Genomic DNA, 23,470 nt, shown 5'->3' on the forward strand with positions numbered 1-23,470 from the left:
GCACCGCACGCGCAGGCGCTGACGCTCTATCGATGGGTGTTGCCACCCCGTCGGTGATGCGTGAGCCCACGGTGTTCCCGACCCGGCCGGTCGCCGAACCAACCATGATGTCGGGAACCGAGATCGTCGACGCATGGCTGGCCGAACACACCGGTGACCTGGTGCAATGGCGCAGGCACATCCACGCCAACCCCGAGTTGTCGCGGGCGGAGTTCGCCACCACCGAGTTCGTCTCCGGCTGGCTCACCAAGGCGGGCCTGACCTGGGAGGTGCTGCCCGGTGGCACCGGACTGATCTGTGATCTCGGACCGTCCGACGGACCGCGCATCGCCCTGCGCGCCGACATGGACGCCCTGCCGATGCAGGAATTCACCGGCCTGAGCTTCGCCTCGACCGTGCCCGGTGTGTCCCACGCCTGCGGCCACGACGCGCACACCACGGTGCTGCTCGGGACCGCGCTCGCACTGGCCGAGGCCGAACACACCCTGCCGGTCGGCGTGCGGTTGATCTTCCAGCCCGCCGAGGAAGTGATGCCCGGCGGCGCGCTCGATGTGGTCGCGGCAGGCGGGATGAACGGTGTGGACCGGATCTTCGCGCTGCACTGCGACCCGCGACTGGAAGTGGGCAAGGTCGGGCTGCGGACCGGGGCGATCACCTCGGCGGCCGACACCGTCGAACTCGTGCTCGACTCACCCGGCGGGCATACGTCGCGGCCGCACCTCACCAGCGACCTGGTGTACGCCATCGGCACCGTCATCACCGGGCTGCCCGGGCTGCTGAGCAGGCGGGTCGATCCGCGCACCAGCACCGTGATGGTGTGGGGCGCGGTGAGCGCGGGCAAGGCACCCAACGCCATCCCGCAGACCGGCATGCTCACCGGAACCGTCCGCACCGGCGACCACCCCACCTGGTTGCTGCTCGAGCCGCTGGTCCGCGAGATCGTCGACAGCCTGCTCGCGCCGACCGGGGTGCGGTACCAGCTCAACTACAAGCGCGGCGTACCCCCGGTGGTCAACGACGCGGCCTCGACCCTGATGTTCGAGAACGCCGTCCTGGCGATCGGATCCGACGCACTGGCCGACACCCCCCAATCGGGTGGCGGCGAGGACTTCTCCTGGTACCTGGAACACGCGCCGGGCGCGATGGCGCGGCTCGGCGTGTGGTCGGGGACCGGCGAGCAACTCGACCTCCATCAGCCGACGTTCGATATCGACGAACGCGCGCTTGCCGTCGGCGTGCGGACACTGACGAATATCGTGCTGCAGGCCTGAGGGGCACTGCGAGGGCGGGGAGTGTGGTAGTTGGCGCACTCCCCGTGCTCGGGGGGTCGGCTCAGGCCGACCCCGGACCCACATTCTTGCTGTTGCGGGTGCGCAAGGCGTGCACGTAGTCCTCGGGTGCGCCCGCCTTCTCGGCGGCATCGGCGATGACACCCAGATAACGCGCCGACGGCAGCCCGCCCTCGTACGCGTCGAGCACGTACAACCAGGCCAGCCGCGACTCGCCCTGGGTGCCGGTGACCCGCAGCCGGATCTTCTTGTGGATGCCGAAGTCGGAGCCCTCCCAGCGGTCGAGGCGTTCCTCGTCCTCCGGGGACACGTCGTAGAGGACGACGAACACCCGGGAGCCCGGATCTTCGACGACGGTGGCCAACGGCCCTTCCCAGCCGATGTCGTCACCGGCGAAGGTCAGGCGCCAACCTTCCAGCCACCCGGTCCCGGACATGGGCGAATGCGGGCAGCGTTCCAGCATCTGCGTGGAGTCCATGTTGGACCCGTAAGCGGCATAGATCGGCACCTGAGGAACTGTAGCCAATAAACCGCGCGGAATTCCTGTCTCCCACCCAGATCGGCTCACGGTCACACTCGGCGGTGACGGCGAACACGCCGAACGTTGTTCACCGAGCCGACCCGGTCGCGTCACGGCGCACCTGAAATGATGGGGCGACAGCGCGGGCGGCCCTCACAAGGGGCGATGCCCGATCAGGCGAGCACAGGAGCGTGACTGGTGGCACGGATTGCGATCATCGGCGGTGGACCGGCGGGTTACGAGGCGGCTCTGGTGGCCGCCCAGCACGGGGCCTCGGTGACCCTGGTCGATGCCGACGGCATCGGCGGCGCCTGTGTGCTGTGGGATTGCGTTCCGTCGAAGACGTTCATCGCCTCCACCGGTCTGCGTACCGATCTGCGCCGCGCCCGCGACCTCGGCATCACCCTGGACGCGAGCCAGGCGAAGGTGAACCTGCCCGAGGTGAACGGCCGCGTGAAGGCGCTCGCCCTCGCCCAGTCCTCCGACATCCGCGCCAAACTTCAGGCCGCCGGCGTGCAACTGCTGGCCGGGCGCGGTGAATTGGTCGGCCCCGCAGCCGGTTTGGCGCATCGTGTGCGTGCCACCATGGCCGACGGCAGCACCGAGGAATTCGAGGCCGAGGTGGTGCTCATCGCCACCGGCGCCAGCCCGCGGGTGCTGCGCGGCGCCGAACCCGACGGTGAGCGAATCCTCACCTGGCGCCAGCTCTACGACCTCCCGGAACTGCCGGAGACCCTGGTGGTGGTCGGATCCGGTGTCACCGGTGCCGAATTCGTCTCCGCCTACACCGAGATGGGTGTGCGGGTGAAGCTGGTGTCCAGCCGCGACCGCGTGCTGCCCGGCGAGGACGCCGACGCTGCCCTCGTGCTCGAGGAAGCCCTCGCCGAACGCGGTGTGGAACTGGTCAAGCACGCCCGCGCCGACGCCGTCGAGCGCACGGCCGACGGCATCGTGGTGAAGCTGTCCGACGGGCGCACCGTCACCGGTACCCACGCCCTGATGACCGTCGGCTCCACCCCGAACACCGCCGACCTCGGTCTCGACCGGGTCGGTATCGAACTCGACAACGGCTACCTGCGTGTCGACCGCGTGTCGCGCACCTCGGTGCCGGGTATCTACGCGGCGGGCGACTGCACCGGCCTGCTCCCGCTCGCCTCGGTGGCCGCGATGCAGGGCAGGATCGCGATGTACCACGCGCTCGGCGAGGGTGTGAGCCCCATCCGGCTCAAGACCGTCGCCTCGGCGGTGTTCACCCGTCCGGAGATCGCGACCGTCGGGGTGAGCCAGACCGCCATCGACAACGGCGAGGTGCCCGCGCGCACGGTCATGCTGCCGCTCAACACGAATCCGCGCGCGAAGATGTCGGGGCTGCGCCGGGGTTTCGTCAAGATCTTCTGCCGCCCCGCCACCGGTGTGGTGATCGGCGGTGTGGTCGTCGCCCCCATTGCCTCGGAGCTGATCCTGCCGATCGCGCTCGCGGTGCAGAACAACCTCACCGTCACCGACCTCGCGCAGACCTTCTCGGTGTACCCGTCGCTCACCGGATCGGTCACCGAAGCCGGTCGTTTGCTGATGCGCCACGACGACCTGGACTGAGCCCCCACGCCCGATATCCGAAAGCTACTGCCGCGTTGCCTGTCTCGCGCTCATATGGTTGACTCACGGCCGAGGCGCGTTCGAATATGAGCGCGTGGTGGATTGTGGGGGATTCCCTCCGGGAAAGGGATTAGCGAAAAGTGAAGCATCGTAAGCCGAGTCGGGCGCAGCGAGCGATGGCAAGCACGTCGTTGCCCCTGGCCGCCGCCGCGGCCGTGGCGACCCTCCTCGCGGCTCCGGCCGGCGCGGTCCCCAGCGACCAGCCGACCACACCCGCGACTCCGGCTCCTGCGCAGCCGGGCACCGAGACCCCGAGCCAGCAGCCGGGAGAGACGCCGGAGACGGTCACTCCCGAGGAGAAGCAGCCGGAGACCCCGGAGAACGTGAAGCCGGGCGAGTCCAAGCCCACGCCGGCGCAGCCGGGTGTCACCACCCCCGCGCCGGAGGAGCCGGAGCAGGCCAAGCCGACGCCGAGCCAGCCGGGCGTCACCACCACCCCGCGTACCGCGCCGCTGCCGGTGCCGGGTCAGGCCGGTCAGGGCAACCCCGCCCAGCCCGCCGTGAACAACCCGGAGAAGCCGGAAGAGGCCAAGCCGGGCCAGCAGGGCGGCACCCCCGCCCAGCAGACGCCCGCGCCCTCGCAGAACCAGCCCGCCGCCCCGCAGGCGCAGGGCGGTGCCGCCGAAGATGGCCCCGAGACCCTGGTGCAGGAGCCGCAGGAAGCGCAGGAGCCCGCCTGGCAGGCGCCGCGCCTGGCCAACGCGCCCGCCGCGCCGGTCGTCGAGATGGAAGGCCCGCACCAGGAAGTCGGCGTCACCGTCGACGGCGGTTCGCTGCTGCCGGGTGTGCTGGCCAACACCCACCACTACAACAACGCTTCCGGTTACGTCGGCACCATCGGCTACCGCACGCCGGGTGGCGGCTTCGGTGACGCCGGTGTGGCGGTCGAGTACGTCGGCGAGAACTCGGTGAAGGTCACCACCTTCAACGGTGGCGACGGCCGCCCCGACAACACCATGGTCACCGTTCTCGACACCACCCAGGCCAACCTGGCCAAGGCGGCGGTCGAGAACTGGATCAAGGCTCAGCCGGGCGGTGCCGCCGCGATGGAACAGGCCGCGAAGGCTACACTTCCGGTGCCGGGGGAGCTGCTGCAGACGATCAACGTCGCGGGTGTCACCACTCAGTGGGGTGGCTCGCTCCAGTACTGACACGCAGTACGTCGTGTGGGGCGGTCGGATGGCGACCGCCCCACACGTGTGTCCTGGGGAAAGGATGGGACTGTGGCCACCGAGGATGACGAGAACGAGCGCGGCCGTAACCGGCCCGCGAGTGAATTCGGTCCTCCCGTAGGCGATTTCGGGCCGCCGGTCGACGACGCCGGTTTCGGTGGACCGCTCGCCGTGCCGCCGCCCGCTCCGCCGGGACCGCTGCCGGAGGTCGGTTGGCGACCCGCGCAGCCGGGCTCCGCGCCCGCGCCCGGGCCGTTCGGTGCGCCGGTGGGTGCGCCGATGCCCCCGGCCGGACCCGTTCCGCCCGCCGCTCCTGGTCCTGTGCCTCCCGCTGGGAGCGTTCCGCCGAATGGAACTGTTCCGCCCCGCGGGTCCGATCCTGTTGTGCCACCGCGTCGTTCGGCTCCGACATCGGTCTTCGGCGATGCCGTGTCGACGCCGCCGCCCACGAGTCCGCCTGCGCCGCCACGTTCTTCGGCGCCGACCTCCGTTTTCGGTGGGGCCACACCGCCACCCACGAACCCTGTTGCGCCGCCGCGTCGTTCGCCGTTCGGCGATGCTGTCGCGACACCGCCGCCCGCACGACCCGCCCCGCCCGCCGACCCGACGGTGCGTTTCGGTGCCGACGCTCCCGCTGCCGGTAGCTCGGTGTTCGGTGATTCGGTGCCGGTGACTTCCGGGAAGGAAGAGACCGAGGTCATCCGGCGCAACTCCGCGCCGCGCCAGCAGCGGGTCACCGAGCCCGAACGCGCCCCCGAACCGCCGCGCGCACCGGCCAAGGACAACGACGCCGAGGACCGGGCCTGGTGGAACAGCCCCGACGACGACGGCGGCGTCCCCAAGCCGCCCGAACCCGGCCTGTCCTGGGCCGACGACCCCATCGCCCGCAGGCTCGCCCCGAAGACGCCGGCCGCGCCGGTCGTCGAGAAGTCCGAGCCCGACAACCGGATGCGCTGGATCATCGGCGGTGTGGTGGCCGCGGTCCTGCTCGTCGTCGCGCTGGTGCTGACCATCGGGCTGGTCAAGCGTGGCGGTGGCGAGGATCCCGGACCCACCGCGGCGCCGGTCACCTCCGCCGCGGGTGCCGAATGCCGGACGATCGCCGACGAGGGTCTCACCGTCGGCAACGGCCCGGGCGACACGTCCTCGGGCGCCCGGGCGATCCTCGGCTTCCAGTACGCCTTCTATGTCGAACGCTCCGGTACGCGGGTGCGTGAGTTCGTCGCGCCCGACGGGGTGACCATCTCGCCCGCCGATGTCATCCAGAAGGCGATCGACGATCAGATCCCGAGGGGTACCACGCACTGTGTGAAGGTGCGCGAGACCGGCGTCGGCGTCTATGACGTGGAGCTGCGTGAGTGGCATCCCGACCGTACGTCGGTGGTCTACAAGCAGGAGATCGTCACCACGCTGACCGACGGGAAGTGGCAGGTCAAGTCCATCACTGCCCTCCCGTAGTCCCATTATCTGGGACAACAATTTCATATTCTGGTGAATGCTGTGCGATCGTTGGTCATCGCGTCCCCTGGCGTTCCCGGAGGTTTCCATGTCGCTGACCAGTCCAGCATTGGCGGGCAAGCTCGCCGGTTTGCAGAGTTCGGCGATCAGGGACCTGCTCAAACTCACCGCGCGGCCGGAGATCATCAGCCTTGCCGGTGGTCTGCCCGATGCGGCACTGATGCCGGGCGAGCGGATCGCCGCCGCGGCTGAGGCGGCACTGCGTGATCCGGCCGTGTTGCAGTACACGGAGTCGCCCGGCTGGCCCGCGCTGCGTGCGGTGATCGCCGAGCGCGAGTCGGCCAAGATCGGCCGGTCGGTGCCGGTCGGCGAGGTGTTCATCACCCACGGTTCGCAGCAGGCGTTGTCGCTGCTGGCCGAGGTGCTGCTCGATCCCGGCGCGTTGGTCGTGGTGGAGGACCCGGCGTATGTCGGTGCGCTGCAGGTGTTCCGGGCGGCCGGTGCGCGCATCGTCGCCGTGCCGCTCGACGCCGACGGGCTACGTGTCGACGTGCTGGAGGAGCTGCTGGCCGCCGGTGAGCGTCCGGCCGTCGTCCACACCGTCGCCAACTTCCACAACCCCGGTGGGGTCACCCTCGCGCCCGAGCGCCGTCGTCGCCTGGCGGAACTCGCTGAGGCACACGGCTTCTGGGTGATCGAAGACGATCCCTACGGCGAACTCTGGTTCGACGAGCCCGCCCCGGCGCCGGTCGCCTCCTACTCACCCCAGGTGATCCGCCTGTCCAGCGTGTCCAAGATCCTGGCCCCCGCCCTGCGCGTCGGCTGGCTGATCGCCCCCGAAAAGGTCTGTCGCGCGGTCGAACTCCTCAAGCAGGGCGCCGACCTGTGCGGCTCGGCCCTCACCCACCAGATCACCACCGACCTGCTCGCCGAGACCGACTGGCTCACCACCCACGTCGACACCATCCGCGCCGCCTACGGCACCCGCGCCCGCGCCCTCGTCACCGCCCTGCGCACCACTTTCGCCGACCGCGTCCGCTGCACCGACCCGACCGGCGGCATGTTCATCTGGGCCGATTTCACCGACGGCACGAACGCCTCAACCCTGCTCCCCACCGCCCTGGAAGCAGGCGTCGCCTACGTCCCCGGCGCCGCCTTCGCCGTCACCGACGCCTACCAGGCCTCCATGCGCCTCTGCTTCACCACCTCCGACGAACCCACCCTCACCGAAGCGATCAACCGCCTGGCAGAAGCAGCCACGACCAGCGTCTGCTGAAGCCGTGTTCGAAATGCGAGCACGAAGATCAGCGTTTTGCGATTGCGCTGCTCAGTAGGGTGTTTTTTCGGTCGGCTCGGTAGCGTGAATGCGAGTTGGCAGCGGGTATTCGGGGCCGGATCCTGTGCGTATGGAGTATTCGAGTTATGTGAAGTTCCTGCCGGCTCGGTATCGGGAGGCGGTGGTCGAGCCGCAGTCGACGTGGTGGGCGTGGCGGGGGCGCAGGGTGCATGTGGCCAGGGCGGAGCGTGGGGACGCGGCTGTTCGGGTGTTGGCGTTGCACGGGGCGGGCGGGCATGCGGGGTTGGTGTGGCCGCTGCTCGGAATCGCTGCGGGGGAGGGTGTTTCGGTCGCGGCGCTGGATCTTCCGCTCTACGGCGACACCGTCGAGCCGAAGCCCGCGTCGGTGCGGTATCGCGACTGGGTCGAGTTGGTGAGCGAGTTCGTCTGTGCTGAAACCGAATCCGACAGCAGGCCGCTCGTGCTGTTCGGTGCGAGTATCGGTGGGATGCTCGCGTACGAGGTGGCGGCGCGGACCGGGCGGGTCGCGCATGTGGTGGCGACTTGCCTGCTCGATCCCGGTGACCCGGCCGCCCGTATGGCAGCCGCTCGCTGGAAGGTGTTGGGTGCGTTGCCGCGCGGTGTGCTCTCGGGAGCGGGGCGGGTAGCGGGCGGTGTGCGCGTGCCGGTCCGGTGGATGGTGGATATGGCGAACATGAGTCTGGACCAGGAATTGTCGCGGCACTGTGGCAACGACCCGAGAGGCGGCGGCGTGTGGATTCCCGTCGGTTTTCTCACGGATTTCCTCTTGTTCGAGCACACACCTCCACAGGACTATCAGGGTTCGCCGGTGTCGCTGGTCCACCCGGCGGCGGATCGGTGGACGCCGCCGGAGCTGAGCGTGCGGTTCCTCGACCGGATCGCCGCCGACACGAAAGCGGTGTTGCTCGAGGGATGTGGTCACTTCCCCATAGAGGAGCCGGGGCTGACGCAGCTGGCCGACACCTTGCGGGAGGTCATCGGCTCGGTCCGCCCGCTCTGACCAGCCGGGGCCGGGCCGTCCACTGCCCGTTCATCCCTCGGGCAGCAACTGCCGCGCCAGTACCAGCAGCGCATCCGCATCGACGGTGTGCCGCGTCATGACACGATGCACCTGGGTGTCGATGGCGTGGACCAGGGTCCGAGCGGTGAGCTGCGGATCGGTTCCGCCGCGCCCGCATCGCCGCAGATGGAACTCCACCTCGGCGACGAGGTAGTCCTCGAAGGCCCGCACCGCCTCCCACTCCGCGGGCAGCCGCAACGCGACGCGGTGCATGAGGGCGTGCAGGGCAGGCCGGTCGCGATGCAGGTCGGCGACGGCCGTCACGATCGCACGCAGCGTCTCGTCGAAGGGTGGCTCCTCGGACCGCAACCGTGCGAACACCTCGCCGAGTCCCGTCCCGGCAGCGAGGAAGTGGCGCTCGGCCAAGGCGCGCAACATCGCCGTCTTGTTCGGAAAGTACTGGTACAGCGTGCCGATCGAGACGCCTGCCCGCTCGGCGATCCGGTTGGTCGTTGCCGCCGCACCCTCGCGGGAGAACACCTGGGCGGCGGCCTCGAGCAGCGTTTCCACGGTCTCGCGCGCCCGGCGTTGACGAGGCAGTTTGCGGGGGCGGTCGTCCATGTTCAGGACCAGTTGTAGGTGCGTTCCACGGCCTTGTTCCATTCCGAACAGCGTTGGGTGCGTTCGGATTCGGTCATGTCGGGGGTCCAGGTGTGGTCGGCGATCCAGTTGTCGCGCAGGTCGTCGAGGTTGGACCAGTAGCCGACGGCCAGGCCCGCGGCGTAGGCGGCGCCGAGGGCGGTGGTTTCGCGGACCACCGGGCGGACCACGGGGACGTCGAGGATGTCGGCCTGGAATTGCATGAGCAGGTCGTTGCCGGTCATGCCGCCGTCGACCTTGAGGGTGGTCAGTTCCAGGTCGAGGTGCTGCGCGGCGGCGTCGGCGCGCATGGCGTCGACCACCTCGCGGGTCTGGAATGCGGTGGATTCCAGTGCGGCCCTTGCCAGATGGGCCTTGGTGACGAAGCGGGTGAGGCCCGCGATGACGCCTCGGGCGTCGGGCCGCCAGCGCGGGGCGAACAGGCCGGAGAAGGCGGGGACGAAGTAGGCGCCGCCGTTGTCGGGGACCGTGCGGGCCAGGGTTTCCACTTCGGCGGCGGAGGAGATGATGCCGAGGTTGTCGCGCAACCACTGCACCAGCGAACCGGTGACCGCGATGGACCCTTCCAGCGCGTAGACAGCGGGGGTGTCACCGATCTGGTAGCAGGCGGTGGTGAGCAGCCCGTGCTTGCTGAAAACCGGCGTCGTTCCGGTATTGAGCAGCATGAAATTGCCTGTGCCGTAGGTGTTCTTGGCCTCGCCGGGCGACAGGCACGCCTGCCCGAAGGTGGCGGCCTGCTGGTCGCCGAGAATGCCCGCCACGGGCGCGCCGGCGAAGGGCCCGGCGGTGATCTCCGCGTACACCTCCGAGGAACTGCGGATCTCGGGCAGCATCGACATCGGCACGTCGAATTCCGCGCAGATCTGCGAATCCCATTGCAACGTGCGCAGATCCATCAGCATCGTGCGCGAGGCATTGGTGACGTCGGTGCGGTGCTCACCGGTGAGATTCCACAGCACCCAGGTATCCATCGTGCCGAAACACAGGTCACCCGCCTGCGCCTTCTCCCGTGCGCCCTCGACATTGTCGAGGATCCAGCGCAGCTTCGGACCGGCGAAATAGGTCGACAGCGGCAGCCCGGTGCGGTCGGCGTACCGCGACGGTCCCTGCTCGCCACCGAGCTCTGTGCACAGCTGATCGGTGCGGGTGTCCTGCCAGACGATGGCGTTGTACACCGGTTCGCCGGTGGTCCGGTCCCACACGACGGTGGTCTCGCGCTGGTTGGTGATGCCGATGGCGGCCAGGTCGCCCGCCGAGCAGCCACTGTTGCCCAGCGCGGCGCCGAGCACCCATTCAGTATTGCGCCACACCTCGACCGGATCGTGCTCCACCCAGCCGGGCTTGGGAAAGATCTGCCGATGTTCGCGTTGCGCGGTCCCGACGATCCGGCCCTGCCGGTCGAAGACGATGCACCTACTCGAAGTCGTGCCCTGATCGATGGCGGCCACATAGCGACGCATTCAGGCAGGCTACCCAACCGCGCGGTCGTCGTAGCAAGCTTTGTCGCCGACGACGAGCGGGAATCGCCCGGTTGGGCGCGGATACCGAATTTCGGCCACGCGCCTCGCCGGGTTCGTCCCACACGCCGGGTGGGCACTACGTTTAGCCTGTAGGCGGCGCCGGGATGTGCCCGGCGTCTGCACCCAACTGTCGGCTGGGACCGGCCGTTCACGGTCGGCGGCGAGGAGTCGAGCATGTCGCAGACACCGGAGTTTCCGTTTCTGAACCCTGGTGAGTTGGTCGCCGGCGGAAAACGGGACCGGCTCGGCCCCGGTGAGCTCGGGCCCGAACACCGGCGCACCGCCTGGGAGCGCCTCGGCAAGGACCGGTTCGACGTGCTGGTCATCGGCGGCGGCGTGGTCGGCGCCGGAATCGCGCTCGACGCGGCGACCCGTGGCCTGTCGGTCGCCCTCGTGGAGGCGCGTGACCTCGCCTCGGGCACCTCGAGCCGGTCGTCGAAGATGTTCCACGGCGGTCTGCGCTACCTAGAGCAGCTCGAGTTCGGGCTGGTGCGCGAGGCGCTCAAGGAGCGCGAGCTGGCGTTGTCGACGCTGGCGCCGCACCTGGTGAAGCCGCTGCGGTTCCTGTACCCGCTCACCCACCGGGTGTGGGAACGGCCGTACGTGGCCGCGGGCCTGACCCTCTACGACACCATGGGTGGCGCAAAATCCGTTCCGGGACAGCATCATCTGACCCGACACGGTGCGCTGCGGCTGGCACCCGGCCTGCGCCGTGACGCCCTGATCGGCGGTGTCACCTACTACGACACCGTCGTCGACGACGCCCGCCACACCATGACCGTCGCCCGCACCGCCGCCCACTACGGTGCCGTCATCCGTACGTCCACCCAGGTGGTGGGGCTGCTGCGGGAGGCCGACCGGGTGGTCGGGGCGAAGCTGCGCGACACCGAGGACGGTCGGACCGCCGAGGTGCGCGCGAGCGTGGTCATCAATGCGACGGGCGTGTGGACCGACGAGGTGCAGGGTCTGTCGCATCAGCGCGGCAGATTCCATGTGCGAGCGTCCAAGGGTGTGCACATCGTCGTCCCGCGCGACCGGATCGTCAGCGACGCGGCGATCATCCTGCGCACCGCCACCTCGGTGCTGTTCGTCATTCCGTGGGGCGCGCACTGGATCGTCGGCACCACCGACACCGACTGGAATCTCGACCTCGCGCATCCCGCCGCGACCAAGGCCGACATCGACTACCTGCTCGACCGGGTGAACGAGGTGCTGGTCACGCCGCTCACCCACGCCGACATCGACGGCGTGTACGCGGGCCTGCGACCGCTGTTGGCGGGAGAGAGCGACGAGACGTCGAAGCTGTCGCGTGAGCACGCCGTTGCCCGGGTGGCGCCCGGCCTGGTGAGTATCGCGGGCGGCAAGTACACCACCTACCGGGTGATGGCGTCCGATGCGATGGACGAAGCGGCACAGGACATTCCGGCCCGCGTGTCGCCGTCGATCACCGAGAAGGTGGCCCTGCTCGGCGCCGACGGGTACTTCGCGCTGGTGAACCAGACCGTGCAACTGGCCGAGCACTACGGCATCCACCCGTACCGGATGACCCACCTGCTCGACCGCTACGGTTCGGTCGTCGACGAGGTGCTCGCCATGGCCGAGGGCAAACCCGAACTGCTGCAACCGATTACCGACGCTCCCGCCTACCTGCAGGTGGAGGCGGTGTACGCGGTCGCCGCGGAGGGTGCCCTGCACCTCGACGACATCCTGGCCCGGCGCACCCGTATCTCCATCGAATACCCCGACCGGGGCGCCAACTGTGCCGAGCAGGTCGCGCACCTGGTGGCGCCGGTTCTCGGCTGGGACGACGACGACATCGAGCGTGAGGTGTCGACCTATCAGGCGCGGGTGCGCGCGGAGATCGAATCGCAGACCCAGCCGGACGACAAATCGGCCGACGCCCTGCGGGTCGCCGCGCCGGAGCCGCGTCCGCAGCTGCTGGAACCGGTACCGCAGGACCGCTGATCCTCAGACCGGATCGATGCGCGCCTTCAGCAAGCAGAAGTAGTTGTCCTCGGGATCGGCCAGCACATGCCACTGCTCATCGCCGGACTGGCCGATATCCGCGGGACGTGCGCCGAGTTCGAGCAGGCGCGCGAGTTCGGCGGCCTGATCGCGGTCGGTGGGGTTGACGTCGATGTGCAGGCGGGCCTTGCCGGGCGTGGGGTTGTCGGTGGGGCTGAGGATGATCGTCGGCTGCGGGCCGCCGAAGCCTTCGCGTGGCCCGATTTCCATGCTGCCGTCGTCGTCGCGATCGAGCACGATGTAATCGAGCACCGCGCACCAGAACTGGGCGAGTGTCTCGGGCTCGCGGCACTCGAGCACGAGCTCACTGATCCGACATGCCATTGCGAAACCTGCTCTCTACCTGGTGAACTGCCGGGAAGTTAGCGCCGGGAAACGATTCTGGCGAGCGTATCGGACCATGGCGGCGTCGGCGAGCTGTTTTCAGGGAACCGGCTGGCAGCGCGGACAGAAATAGATGCCACGTTCGCGCTGGGTGATGCGGTCGGCGGGGTCGTCCTCCCCGAGGAGCTCGGAGGCGATGGCGGTGCCGCAGCGCGGACACGGTCGACGGGTGCGCCCGTAGACCATCGGTCGCCAGGGTGGTTCGTGCGCGGCCTTGCCGAGAACCCGGTGTGACTCGTCGACGAGGGCGGGGAGATCGGCGATATCGCCGACGGGCGTGGCCGGGTGGACGCGGCGCAGGAAGCAGATCTCGCTGCGGTAGATATTGCCGATGCCCGCCAGGTTGCGCTGGTCGAGCAGGGCGAGGCCGATGGGGCGGCGCGGATACCCGGACAGGCGACGCAGTGCCTCGTCGGCGTCCCAGCCGGGTCCGAGCAGGTCGGGGCCGAGGTGATCGATGACGGTGTGTTCCTCGGCGCGCGGCAGGACCTGCACTTTTCCGAGTGAGAAGCCGACGGCCTCGACCTCCTCGGTGGCGAGCACGAGCCTGGCGGTGACCCGCGGTTTGGTCCAGCGTTGGCCGCAGTGGAACACCCGCCACTCGCCCTCCATTTTCAGGTGGGTGTGGATGCTCACCCGTTCGGTGCGTACGAACAGGTGCTTGCCGTAGCTGGCGACCTCGTCGACGACCGCACCGACCAGGTCGACGGTGGCGTAGCGCGGCACACGGAAGTCGCTGCGGGTCAGGGTTTTTCCGGCCAGTGCGGTGCGTAGCCGTTCGGCGGTGCGGAAAACGGTGTCGCCCTCGGGCATCGGCTACACCTGCCTGCGCAGTCGGAGTCCGCGCGGGGTCATCGAGAAGCCCGCCTCGACGAGGACGTCGACGAAGGTGTGGCCGTGCACGGTTTCGCCGTTGATCTTGTCGATCACCAGGCCGTCGACCCGCCGGTCGGTGACCAGTCGCGCCAAGGCGACGGCCGCCGTGCGGCGCAGGCCGATGTCCTCGGTGAAGCTGAGCAGGGTCTTGCCGCCGCGCTCCACATAGAGCACCAGTTCGCCGCCGACCAGTACCACCAGCGCCCCCGCTTTGCGGCCCGGCCGGTGACCGCTGTCGGCATCGCCCTTGGGCCACGGCAGGGCGGCGCCGTAGGGGTTGGCCGGGTCGCAGGCGGCCAGAGCCACGGCGACGCCTACCCGGTTGTTGTCACGGTCGGTGTCGAAGGAACGTAATCGGTCGACGGTGTCGGTGGTGGAGAACTGCGCGCCACCGAGGGTGTCGACGAAATAGCCGCGCCTGCACCGGCCACGGTCCTCGAACTCGGTGAGCACCCGGTACATCAGCGCGAACCCGCCCGGCACGCCTTCGTTCTGTACGGAGCCGCGTGTCAGCACGCCGTACCGCTCGATGAGCTGATCGGCCGTGGCGTGGGCGCGAACGGTGTTGTCGCGCACCCGTTCCGGGAGGATCGACCACCTGCCTGCCAGGTTCGGTGGGCCGGACCGGGTCGGCATGGACGGGCGGGGGAGGTACGCGCGGGCCCGAGGAGCGCGGCGCGGGGTCCGATGCGCGGTGGTGCTGCGCGCGGTGCCGGACAGGAGTGCGCGCACCGGGGCGAAGGTGTCGCCGGAAACGTAACCGGCCCAGACCAGCTGCCACAGGGCTTCGCCGACCGCTTTGTCGTCGAGCAGGCCGGTCGCATCCGACAGTTGCCGGAAGAAATACGCACCGCCGCCACTGAGGTTCGCCGGGAGTCGACGCCCTTCGCCGCCGATGACACCGGGTCGGTCCAGATCTATCACCTCGGCCTCGGTGCTGTCGGTCGGTTCACCGCGCCCGGATCGTAGGCGGGGCTCGATATCGGCGCCGAGAGCCAGGAGCAGGTCCAGCTGAATGTCGGTGGGGTCGATGTCGTCGGGTGGTGGCAGCGTGACCGGGGCCTGTTCGGCCAGGTGCAGGGCGATCCAGCCGTCGCGGGCGGTGATGGCGCCGTGCCCCGACCAGATCACCTCGCCGGTGGCCATGAGTTCGTCGAGCATGGCGGGGGAGTAGTCGCGCACCCGCATCGGCAGGATCAGCGACTCCCACGCCGAAGCCGGAACAGGTACGCCCGCCAGCTGTTCCACCACCGTGGCCACACCGTCGATGCCGCGCAACTCGCCCGAACCGACGTGTTGCCAGGCAGGTAGGAAGCGAGCGAACGCCGCCGTGGCGACCGGCTCGACCTCATGCCGCGCCGCCGCCAGCGACCGACGCCGCAACCGCCGCAACACCTGCGCGTCACACCACTCACCACCGGCCGCACCGGGCGTGAATTCACCCTCCACAACGCGCTTTTCCGCGAGCAACCGATGCAAGGCGGTGACCGCGACCGCCGTCCCCAATCCGAATCGCTCGGCAACGGCGGCGGTAGTGAACGGCGCGTGCGTGCGCGCATACCGCCCGACAAGATCGCCCAGCGGATCCGGCACCGGCTCGATGAACGCCGCAGGCACTCCGATGGGCAACGGCACCCCCAGTGCATCCCGCAACCGAGCCGCATCCTCCACGGCGACCCACCACGTGCGCCCCGCGAACGAAACTTCCAGGGCCCGCCGCGAATCCCGCAGTTCGGCGAACCACGCCGGGGCATCGGAGTCCAGGAGCATCTGCGACTCATCACCGCCCACTGACGCACCTCCGTCGGCAGCCGCAACGCCTACGACTGATACATCGCTGCCGAGCGACCCGGCGCCCACGGACGACTGATCGTGGCCTGCTGGCGAACTGCCATCGGCCGAGGGCTTACTTCGGGTCGACACCCCGCTGCCAGCCAGAGGTGCTAGGTCGTCGGCCGCGGCATAGCGAGCAGCGGTCGCGGTCCCGGGGCGGGGTACGCAGCGGGCGGCGGCTTCGGTGGGCGTGAGGGGGCCGAGGAGGCGGAGCAGGTCGGCCAGGCCTTCGGCGTCGCGGGCGTGGCGTTCGGGGGTTAGGCGTTGGAGTTCGCGTTCGGTGAGGTCGAGGACCGCTGGGTCGAGGAGTTCGCGGAGTTCGACGCGGCCCAGGAGTTCGGCGAGAAGACTCGAGTCGAGGGCGAGGGCGGCGGCGCGCCGCTCGGCCAGCGGGCTGTCGCCGTCGTAGAGGAACTGGCCGATGTAGGAGAACAGCAGGGCGTTGGCGAACGGTGACGGGGTTGCGGTCTCCACCTCGACCAGGCGGATCTCCCGGCGTGCCACCCGCGTGAGCAGGTCGCGCAAGGCGGGCAGGTCGTACACATCGCGCAGGCATTCGCGCACGGTTTCCAGCAGGATCGGAAACTGCGGGAACTTCCGTGCCACGTCGAGCAATTGGGCCGATCGTTGCCGCTGCTGCCACAGCGGGGCCCGCTTGCCCGGGTCGCGGCGCGGCAACAGCAGCGCGCGGGCGGCGCACTCGCGGAACCTGGACGCGAACAGCGCCGAACCACCGACCTGCTCGGTGACGATGTCGTCGATCTCGTCGGGTTCGAACGCGAACAGCTCGGCACCCGGCGGCTGATCCGTGGTGTCGGGCAACCGTACGACAATGCCGTCGTCGGACGCGGTGGGCGCCGCATCGATGCCGAATTGCTCCTGCAAACGCGCGCCGACGGCCAGCGCCCACGGTGCGTGCACCGGCGTGCCGTAGGGCGAGTGCAGCACGAGCCGCCAATCACCGAGTTCGTCCCGGAACCGCTCGACTACGAGCGTCCGATCGGTAGGCAATTGCCCTGTCGCCGTGCGCTGTTCGTCGAGCAGCCCGACAAGATTGGCCGTCGCGTTCTGATCCAGCCCAGCGGTCCGCACCAACTCCTCGAGCCGCGCCGCGGGCTTGCTCAGCTCGGCGCCCGCCGGTGCCGCACTGCGTGATCGGGCCGTGCCGGACTCGCCACCGCGCGGCTCGGCCCCGCTCGATTGGACGCCGCTCGATCTTCCCTGGTCCGCCGCCTCCCTCTTCACCAGCTCGGGCTCGACACCAACCGTTTGCTCGTCGTCCGACGCCGTGCCCGTGGCAGCCATCTGAGCTGTCCTGTCGAGACGCGGGGATCGCACGACGTACGACCCGATCGACGACGGAACCTCTTGTCCGGCAGCGGTATCCGCAGTCGCGAATGCCTTGCCGCGCGCCAGGGTGCCCATACCGGCGACGATCCGGGTCAGTTCCTCGGCCGGAACCTGCCCGGCCGTCCGTACGAATTCGCCGAGCGCCGCACCGAGCTCGGCCGGCCGGCCCAGCCCGTCGCCATGCCAGAACGGCAAGCGGCCGGGCAGCCCGAACGCGGGCGACACCAGCACCCGGTCGAAGGTGATCTCCTCGATCCGCCAACTCGTCGCACCGAGCGCGAACACATCACCGACGCGGGACTCGTAGACCATCTCCTCGTCGAGTTCACCTACACGGGAAGCCTTCTCACCCACCATGAACACCGCGAACATCCCGCGATCGGGAATCGCCCCACCCGAGGTGACCGCCAGGCGCTGCGCACCGGGGCGGCCGGTGAGCGTGCCCGCGTCGCGATCCCACACCACGCGGGGCCGCAGCTCGGCGAACTCGTCGGACGGATACCGACCGGCGAGCAGATCGAGCACGGATTCATAGGCCGAGCGGGGCAGCTGCGCGTAGCTTCCGGTCGACCGGACGACATCGAACCAGGCGTCGACATCGAGCGGTTCCAGCGCGCACGCGGCAACGGTCTGCTGGGCGAGGATGTCGAGCGGATGCGCGGGGATCTGGAGCAGTTCGATCTGCCCGGACAGCATGCGCTGGGCGGCGACGGTGCAATGGATGACATCGGTGCGGTGCTTGGGAAACAGCACACCCCGCGAGATCTCGCCCACCTGGTGCCCGGCCCGTCCGACCCGTTGCAACCCACTCGCCACCGACGGCGGCGCTTCCACCTGCACGACCAGGTCGACCGCACCCATGTCGATGCCCAGCTCGAGACTGCTCGTGGCAACCACGCACCGCAGCCGGCCGGTCTTGAGGTCGTCCTCGATGATCGCCCGCTGCTCCTTGCTCACCGACCCGTGATGGGCGCGCGCCAGCAGGTGTTCGGCACCGTGGATCACCTCGGTGGACGGCCCGAGCTGGGCGGGCGGGGCGTGCTCGGTCTCGACCGGTTCGCCGAGCTTGGCGGCGTAGGCCTCGTTGAGCCGGGCGGTCAACCGTTCGGCCAGGCGCCGCGAGTTCGCGAACACGATCGAGGACCGATGCTCGAGCACCAGGTCGACGATGGCCTCGTCGACATGTGGCCAGATCGAACCCGGCTGGTCGGAGTCGCCGCCGGGATCGGTCATATCCGCCACCGGCACCCGAACCGACAGGTCGAAGGTCTTCGGTGCGGGTGGCCGAACGATGGTGATCGGCGCGTCGCCGACGAGGAACCGCCCGACCTCCTCGGGCGGGCGGACGGTGGCCGACAGCCCGATGCGCTGTGCGGGCCGCTCGGTGAGCTGATCGAGCCGGGCCAGCGACAACGCCAGGTGCGCACCGCGTTTGGAGCCGGCGATGGCGTGCACTTCGTCGACGATCACCGTCTCGACCTCGGCGAGCGTTTCGCGGGCCGCGGAGGTGAGCATCAGGAACAGTGATTCGGGTGTGGTGATGAGAATGTCGGGTGGGGTGCGCTGCATCGCCCGGCGCTGTGCGGGGGTGGTGTCACCGGATCGCACGCCCACCGAGATCTCCGGCGGGTCGAGCCCCAGCCGCTTCGCCGTCTGGGTGACTCCGACCAGCGGGGCTCGCAGGTTCCGCTCCACGTCCACGGCCAGGGCTTTCAGCGGTGAGACATAGAGCACGGACGTCCCTCGGCGGGTGCCGGGTTCGGCGGGCCCACGCTGGGCGAGCTGGTCGATCGCCCACAGGAACGCCGACAGCGTCTTGCCCGAGCCGGTCGGTGCGACGACAAGGGTGTGCTGCCCGTCGGCGATGGCCTGCCACGCGCCGAGCTGAGCCGACGTCGCCTCGGGGAAGGCGCCGTCGAACCACTGCGCGGTAGCGGGGGAGAACCGGTCCATGAGATTCAGTGTGCACCCACCCACCGACAGGTTCCGCGATCCGCGCGCCGCCCGCGACCAGCGTCGATGCCACGGTCGAGGAAGATTCCCCGGTCGAGCCGGGGTGAGGGGTGTGGCTCGGAACACGTCCGCCGTACCCTGGTCCATCGTGCAAACGGTGCTGAGAGTCGACCTCGTCGGCCACGGCCTCACCGAGGCGGTGCGCAAGGCGCGTTTCCCGGTCGACGAATCCCTGGACAAGGCGGGCCTCGCGGCGCTGGATACGTGCTCGCCGCTCACCGGGGCGCAGGTGCGGACGGGCCCGGAACGTCGGGTGCGTGAGACCGCCGAGGCGCTCGGGCTGGTGGGCGAGCGGGACGAGCGACTACGTGACCTGGACGCGGGTGCGTGGCGGGGTACCGAGATGGGCAGGCTGCCGCAGGATCAGCTGTTCGCCTGGCTCACCGATCCGGCATTCCGTGGACACGGTGGTGAGTCGGTGACCGACCTGGTGGAGCGGGTGCGCTTCTGGCTGGCAGAGATCGCCTCGGCGGGTCTGGATACCGTCGCGGTGACGCATCCGTCGGTGATCCGCGCGGCGCTGCTGGTCGTCCTCGACGCACCACCGAAGTCCTTCTGGCGCCTCGATGTGCAGCCCGCGAGCGTCACCCGGCTGCATTTTCGCGGCAATTGGACGTTGCGACTGGGATGAACGACGAAAGCCCCGGAGTCGAAACTCCGGGGCTTTCGGGTGGTAGCGGGAACAGGATTTGAACCTGCGACCTCTGGGTTATGAGCCCAGCGAGCTACCGAGCTGCTCCATCCCGCGTTGCATTCACTACTGTACACGCGGGGTGGCCGAAGGCGAAATCGCCCCTGTGATCAGCCGAAATGGATGCCCTGGGCGAGTGGGAGTTCGGTGGAGTAGTTGATCGTGTTGGTCGCCCGGCGCATGTAGGCCTTCCAGGAGTCGGACCCGGATTCGCGCCCGCCGCCGGTGTTCTTCTCGCCGCCGAACGCCCCACCGATCTCCGCGCCGGAGGTGCCGATGTTGACATTGGCGATGCCGCAATCGGATCCGGCGACGAACTGTTCGGCCTCGCGCTGGTCGAGTGTGAAGATGGCCGAGGAAAGGCCCTGGGTCACACCGTTGTTCAGTGCGATGGCGTCGTCGAGGTCGTCGTAGGTGAGCACGTACAGGATCGGTGCGAAGGTCTCCTCCCGCACCAGTTCGGTCTGCGCGGGCATCCGCACGAGCGCGGGCCGCACGTAGTACGCCTCGGATCCGATCAACTCCACCCGCTCACCGCCGCAGACGATGTCGCCACCCTCGTCCTTCGCGCGCAGCAGCGCCGCCTGCATCGCCGTGTAGGCGCGTTCGTTGACGAGCGGGCCGACGAGCACGCCGTCGTCGAGCGGATTGCCCACGGGCAGTTGGCTGTACGCCGCCGACAGTCGCTCGACGAGCTGATCGGCGATCGAGCTGTGCACGATCAACCTGCGCAGCGTGGTGCACCGCTGACCAGCGGTGCCCGCCGCCGCGAACACGATCCCGCGCACCGCCAGTTCCAGATCCGCGCTCGGCGCCACGATCGCGGCATTGTTGCCGCCGAGCTCGAGCAGGCACCGCCCGAACCGGGCCGCCACCCGTGGCGCGACGATGCTACCCATCCGCACCGAGCCGGTCGCGCTCAGCAACGCCACCCGTGGGTCGTCGACGAGCGCCTCGCCCACGGTCGCGTCGCCCTGAACGAGTTGGTGCACTTGAGGATCCGCGCCGACCTCGAGGGCGGCCCGGCGCAGCAGCGTGTGACAGGCCAACGCGGTGAGCGGGGTCGTCTCCGACGGCTTCCACACCACCGTGTCACCACAGACCAGCGCGATGGCGGTGTTCCACGCCCACACCGCGACCGGGAAGTTGAACGCCGAGATCACCCCGACCACACCCAGCGGGTGCCAGGTCTCCATGAGCCGATGGCCGGGCCGCTCCGACGGCATGGTCGCGCCGTAGAGCTGACGCGACAGGCCGATCGCGAACTCGCAGACGTCGATCATCTCCTGCACCTCGCCGAGTGCTTCGGCGCCGATCTTGCCCGCCTCGAGCGTGACCAGTTCGGCCAGCTCGTCCTGATGGGCGACCAGCAACGCCGACAGCCTGCGCACCAGCGCCGCACGCACCGGGGCGGGCACCGTGCACCACGATTCGAAGGCGGTGGCCGCGCGACCGATCGCGGCGTCCACGTCGGCCGTCGTGTCGGGAGTGAGCGGCAGCAGGACACCACCGGAGATCGGGGTGCGCGCGAGCAGGACGCCCGGCTCGGGCACGTCGGCGCCGAGGCCGTGCAGCAGGGCCCTCGCGCGCAGCGAGAGCTGTTCGGAGAAATGCTCGGTCACGGTGTGCGTCATCACTGTTCACCTTCTGCTGTTGGTACGACTCACGGAAAAGTTCGCTCGGATTTCGGAGGAGAACAGAAAGAAGTCTTCCCCGCGCAACCCCCGGCCTGCGTTAGCCTTCGCTGATGGCGGATACACCGGCTAGACCCCAGCTCGACGATATCGACCGGCTCCTGATCAGAGAGCTGATGAACGACGGGCGCGCCACCCTGTCGAATCTGGCGGAGAAGGCCAGCCTCTCGGTGTCGGCGGTGCAGTCACGGGTGCGCAGGCTAGAGGCGCGCGGCGTGATCCGTGGATACACGGCCAACGTCGACCCCGAAGCGCTCGGGCACCTGCTGTCGGCATTCGTCGCGATCACTCCTCTCGACCCGTCCCAGCCCGATGACGCGCCCGCATTGTTGCAGCACGTTCCCGGCATCGAGGCGTGCCACTCGGTGGCGGGCGAGGAGAGCTACGTCCTGCTGGTGCGGGTGGCCTCACCCCGGCATCTCGAACAGCTGCTGCAGGAGATCCGGGCCACCGCCAATGTACGGACGCGCAGCACCATCATCCTGCAGACATTCTACGACAGGTAACGATTCTTCGTAATTAATCCGTCATTCCGTGGATGTTCCGTAAATAGTTGCGTACCCTCGGGTCGTGACCATCGAACTGGAGCGCCCCGGCGCGGCGGTCACCCCCGCCAACCGGGTCCACGAAATCCTGTCCTCGCACATCCTCGCGGACGGCTTCGATCTTGTGCTCGATCTGCACAAGTCCCACGGCCGCACGCTCGTCGACGAACGCGACGGCACCGCCTATCTCGACATGTTCGGCTTCTTCGCCTCCAACGCCCTCGGCATGAACCATCCGGCACTGGCTCGCGACGAGCGCTTCCGTGCCGAACTGGCCACCGCCGCGGTCAACAAGCCGAGCAACTCCGACATCTACACCGTCGAGATGGCGCGATTCGTCGACACTTTCGCCCGCGTCCTCGGCGATCCGCGACTGCCGCACCTGTTCTTCGTCGACGGTGGTGCGCTCGCGGTCGAGAACGCGCTCAAGGTGGCCTTCGACTGGAAGAGCAGGCACAACGAATCCCACGGCCGCTCACCGGAACTCGGCACCCAGGTGCTGCACCTGACCGGCGCCTTTCACGGGCGCAGCGGCTACACCATGTCGCTGACGAACACCGATCCGGTCAAGACCGCGCGCTTCCCCAAGTTCGACTGGCCACGCCTGGCCACCCCGCACACCTTCGCTGGCGAGGACCTCGACGCGCTCGAAGCCGAAACCCTCGCTCAGGCCGCCCGCGCGTTCGCCGACCGTCCGCACGACATCGCCTGTTTCATCGCCGAACCCATCCAGGGCGAGGGCGGTGACCGGCATCTGCGTCCGGGGTTCCTGGCCGCGATGCAGCGGTTGTGTCACGACAACGACGCGCTGTTCGTCCTCGACGAGGTGCAGACCGGGGTCGGGCTCACCGGAACCACCTGGGCCTACCAGCAATTGGATGTCGCTCCGGATGTGGTGGCGTTCGGGAAGAAGACCCAGGTCTGCGGCATCATGGCAGGCGGCCGGGTCGACGAGGTGCCCGACAATGTCTTCCGGGTGAGTTCGCGGCTGAACTCCACCTGGGGCGGCAACCTCACCGACATGGTGCGCGCGCGTCGCATTCTCGAAGTGCTGGAACAGGATCGGCTGATCGACAAGGTCGGCTCACTCGGCCGCTACCTGCTCGGCCAGCTGGGTCAGCTCTCCGCCGCATACCCGGAGAAGGTGAGCGAGGTGCGTGGGCGCGGGCTGATGTGCGCGATCACCCTTGCCACGCCGCAACTGCGGGACCGGGTGGTGACGGCCCTACGCGAGCGCGAGCATGTGCTGCTGCTGGGGACCGGCGAACGCGGAATCCGGTTCCGTCCGGCACTCACCGTCACCGAAGCAGAACTGGGCAAGGCTGTAGACGCCCTCGACCGGGTACTCGCGACCATCGCGGAATGACGGCAAACCTGTTGGGAGAAACCCGATCCGGTGCCTCCGGGTATTTGACCGAACGGTCAGATATGCCAGACTCGTCTTCCGAGCGAACAACTCGATCGAC

At 69.1% G+C, this 23,470-nt stretch carries 17 protein-coding genes and 1 tRNA gene; 10 read left to right on the forward strand and 8 right to left on the reverse strand.

All coding sequences use genetic code 11. From position 1 onward, the window contains the following. The first annotated feature begins 107 nt into the window (after positions 1 to 107). Entirely contained in the window at positions 108 to 1,271 is a 1,164-nt protein-coding gene (locus LDL21_RS25375; protein WP_225282126.1) for a M20 family metallopeptidase, read from the forward strand. A 61-nt stretch (positions 1,272 to 1,332) separates the two neighbouring features. Here LDL21_RS25375 and LDL21_RS25380 read toward each other — a convergent pair whose 3' ends face one another. Then, the gene (locus tag LDL21_RS25380) at positions 1,333 to 1,797 is read right to left on the reverse strand and encodes a gamma-glutamylcyclotransferase family protein (protein WP_067490738.1); all 465 of its coding nucleotides are present in this window, start codon (positions 1,795 to 1,797) and stop codon (positions 1,333 to 1,335) included. A gap of 210 nt (positions 1,798 to 2,007) precedes the next feature. Here LDL21_RS25380 and LDL21_RS25385 point away from each other — a divergent pair, with 210 nt between their 5' ends. From LDL21_RS25385 to LDL21_RS25405, 5 genes are all read left to right on the forward strand, one after another. Beyond that, positions 2,008 to 3,405, forward strand: coding sequence for an NAD(P)H-quinone dehydrogenase (locus LDL21_RS25385; protein WP_225282052.1), 1,398 nt, complete (start codon positions 2,008 to 2,010; stop codon positions 3,403 to 3,405). Positions 3,406 to 3,581: 176 nt separating this feature from the next. Further along, positions 3,582 to 4,616 (forward strand): hypothetical protein, encoded by a 1,035-nt coding sequence (locus LDL21_RS25390; RefSeq protein WP_225282053.1) that lies wholly within the window; start codon positions 3,582 to 3,584, stop codon positions 4,614 to 4,616. Between the two features lie 690 nt (positions 4,617 to 5,306). Then, positions 5,307 to 6,095 carry a DUF8176 domain-containing protein gene (locus LDL21_RS25395; RefSeq protein WP_225282054.1) on the forward strand — a complete coding sequence of 263 codons (789 nt, stop codon included), beginning with the start codon at positions 5,307 to 5,309 and terminating at the stop codon, positions 6,093 to 6,095. 88 nt (positions 6,096 to 6,183) lie between these two features. Next, on the forward strand, positions 6,184 to 7,371 hold the full coding sequence (locus LDL21_RS25400) for an aminotransferase-like domain-containing protein (protein WP_225282055.1): 1,188 nt from the start codon (positions 6,184 to 6,186) through the stop codon (positions 7,369 to 7,371). 130 nt (positions 7,372 to 7,501) lie between these two features. Continuing rightward, positions 7,502 to 8,413, forward strand: a complete 912-nt coding sequence (locus LDL21_RS25405; protein WP_225282056.1) for an alpha/beta hydrolase — start codon at positions 7,502 to 7,504, stop codon at positions 8,411 to 8,413. Positions 8,414 to 8,443: 30 nt separating this feature from the next. Here LDL21_RS25405 and LDL21_RS25410 read toward each other — a convergent pair whose 3' ends face one another. Then, positions 8,444 to 9,076: a TetR/AcrR family transcriptional regulator gene (locus LDL21_RS25410; RefSeq protein WP_225282057.1), complete on the reverse strand. Its 633-nt coding sequence runs from the start codon at positions 9,074 to 9,076 to the stop codon at positions 8,444 to 8,446. Continuing rightward, positions 9,037 to 10,533 carry a glycerol kinase GlpK gene (gene glpK, locus LDL21_RS25415; protein WP_225282058.1) on the reverse strand — a complete coding sequence of 499 codons (1,497 nt, stop codon included), beginning with the start codon at positions 10,531 to 10,533 and terminating at the stop codon, positions 9,037 to 9,039. The genes LDL21_RS25410 and glpK overlap by 40 nt, the downstream gene beginning before the upstream one ends. 234 nt (positions 10,534 to 10,767) lie before the next feature. Here glpK and glpD point away from each other — a divergent pair, with 234 nt between their 5' ends. Then, the gene (glpD, locus tag LDL21_RS25420; RefSeq protein WP_225282059.1) at positions 10,768 to 12,558 is read left to right on the forward strand and encodes a glycerol-3-phosphate dehydrogenase; all 1,791 of its coding nucleotides are present in this window, start codon (positions 10,768 to 10,770) and stop codon (positions 12,556 to 12,558) included. Positions 12,559 to 12,561: 3 nt separating this feature from the next. Here the strand turns inward: glpD and LDL21_RS25425 are convergent, their stop codons facing one another. The 3 genes from LDL21_RS25425 to LDL21_RS25435 all read right to left on the reverse strand — a co-directional run bounded on the left by LDL21_RS25425 (position 12,562) and on the right by LDL21_RS25435 (position 19,014). Beyond that, positions 12,562 to 12,942 (reverse strand): VOC family protein, encoded by a 381-nt coding sequence (locus tag LDL21_RS25425; RefSeq protein ID WP_225282060.1) that lies wholly within the window; start codon positions 12,940 to 12,942, stop codon positions 12,562 to 12,564. Positions 12,943 to 13,041: 99 nt separating this feature from the next. Beyond that, positions 13,042 to 13,815, reverse strand: a complete 774-nt coding sequence (locus LDL21_RS25430) for an Fpg/Nei family DNA glycosylase (RefSeq protein WP_225282061.1) — start codon at positions 13,813 to 13,815, stop codon at positions 13,042 to 13,044. 3 nt (positions 13,816 to 13,818) lie between these two features. Then, positions 13,819 to 19,014, reverse strand: coding sequence for an Lhr family ATP-dependent helicase (locus tag LDL21_RS25435; RefSeq protein WP_225282062.1), 5,196 nt, complete (start codon positions 19,012 to 19,014; stop codon positions 13,819 to 13,821). 157 nt (positions 19,015 to 19,171) lie between these two features. Between LDL21_RS25435 and LDL21_RS25440 the strand changes: the two genes are divergently transcribed. Continuing rightward, positions 19,172 to 19,705 carry a histidine phosphatase family protein gene (locus LDL21_RS25440; RefSeq protein WP_443678056.1) on the forward strand — a complete coding sequence of 178 codons (534 nt, stop codon included), beginning with the start codon at positions 19,172 to 19,174 and terminating at the stop codon, positions 19,703 to 19,705. 40 nt (positions 19,706 to 19,745) lie between these two features. Here the strand turns inward: LDL21_RS25440 and LDL21_RS25445 are convergent. Further along, positions 19,746 to 19,822: transfer RNA gene (locus LDL21_RS25445), tRNA-Met, on the reverse strand. A 53-nt stretch (positions 19,823 to 19,875) separates the two neighbouring features. After that, on the reverse strand, positions 19,876 to 21,399 hold the full coding sequence (gene amaB / locus LDL21_RS25450; RefSeq protein WP_225282064.1) for an L-piperidine-6-carboxylate dehydrogenase: 1,524 nt from the start codon (positions 21,397 to 21,399) through the stop codon (positions 19,876 to 19,878). Between the two features lie 113 nt (positions 21,400 to 21,512). On the opposite strand from amaB, the gene LDL21_RS25455 reads away from it, so the two are divergent. Both LDL21_RS25455 and lat read left to right on the forward strand, forming a co-directional pair. Continuing rightward, a complete protein-coding gene (locus LDL21_RS25455; protein ID WP_067490712.1) occupies positions 21,513 to 21,965 on the forward strand; it encodes an Lrp/AsnC family transcriptional regulator in 453 nt (150 codons plus the stop codon). A gap of 64 nt (positions 21,966 to 22,029) precedes the next feature. Further along, positions 22,030 to 23,370, forward strand: a complete 1,341-nt coding sequence (gene lat / locus LDL21_RS25460; protein ID WP_225282065.1) for an L-lysine 6-transaminase — start codon at positions 22,030 to 22,032, stop codon at positions 23,368 to 23,370. The last annotated feature ends 100 nt before the right edge of the window (positions 23,371 to 23,470 follow it).

Source organism: Nocardia rosealba (assembly GCF_020216065.1).
Classification (GTDB): Bacteria; Actinomycetota; Actinomycetes; order Mycobacteriales; family Mycobacteriaceae; genus Nocardia; species Nocardia rosealba.

Coding starts and splice junctions, on each gene's coding strand:
- LDL21_RS25435 (WP_225282062.1), bottom strand. CDS start 19,014: ATGGACCGGTTCTCCCCCGCTACCGCGCAGTGGTTCGACGGCGCCTTC.
- LDL21_RS25375 (WP_225282126.1), top strand. CDS start 108: ATGTCGGGAACCGAGATCGTCGACGCATGGCTGGCCGAACACACCGGT.
- amaB (WP_225282064.1), bottom strand. CDS start 21,399: ATGACGCACACCGTGACCGAGCATTTCTCCGAACAGCTCTCGCTGCGC.
- LDL21_RS25425 (WP_225282060.1), bottom strand. CDS start 12,942: ATGGCATGTCGGATCAGTGAGCTCGTGCTCGAGTGCCGCGAGCCCGAG.
- LDL21_RS25455 (WP_067490712.1), top strand. CDS start 21,513: ATGGCGGATACACCGGCTAGACCCCAGCTCGACGATATCGACCGGCTC.
- glpD (WP_225282059.1), top strand. CDS start 10,768: ATGTCGCAGACACCGGAGTTTCCGTTTCTGAACCCTGGTGAGTTGGTC.
- LDL21_RS25405 (WP_225282056.1), top strand. CDS start 7,502: ATGGAGTATTCGAGTTATGTGAAGTTCCTGCCGGCTCGGTATCGGGAG.
- LDL21_RS25400 (WP_225282055.1), top strand. CDS start 6,184: ATGTCGCTGACCAGTCCAGCATTGGCGGGCAAGCTCGCCGGTTTGCAG.
- glpK (WP_225282058.1), bottom strand. CDS start 10,533: ATGCGTCGCTATGTGGCCGCCATCGATCAGGGCACGACTTCGAGTAGG.
- LDL21_RS25410 (WP_225282057.1), bottom strand. CDS start 9,076: ATGGAACAAGGCCGTGGAACGCACCTACAACTGGTCCTGAACATGGAC.
- LDL21_RS25430 (WP_225282061.1), bottom strand. CDS start 13,815: ATGCCCGAGGGCGACACCGTTTTCCGCACCGCCGAACGGCTACGCACC.
- LDL21_RS25390 (WP_225282053.1), top strand. CDS start 3,582: ATGGCAAGCACGTCGTTGCCCCTGGCCGCCGCCGCGGCCGTGGCGACC.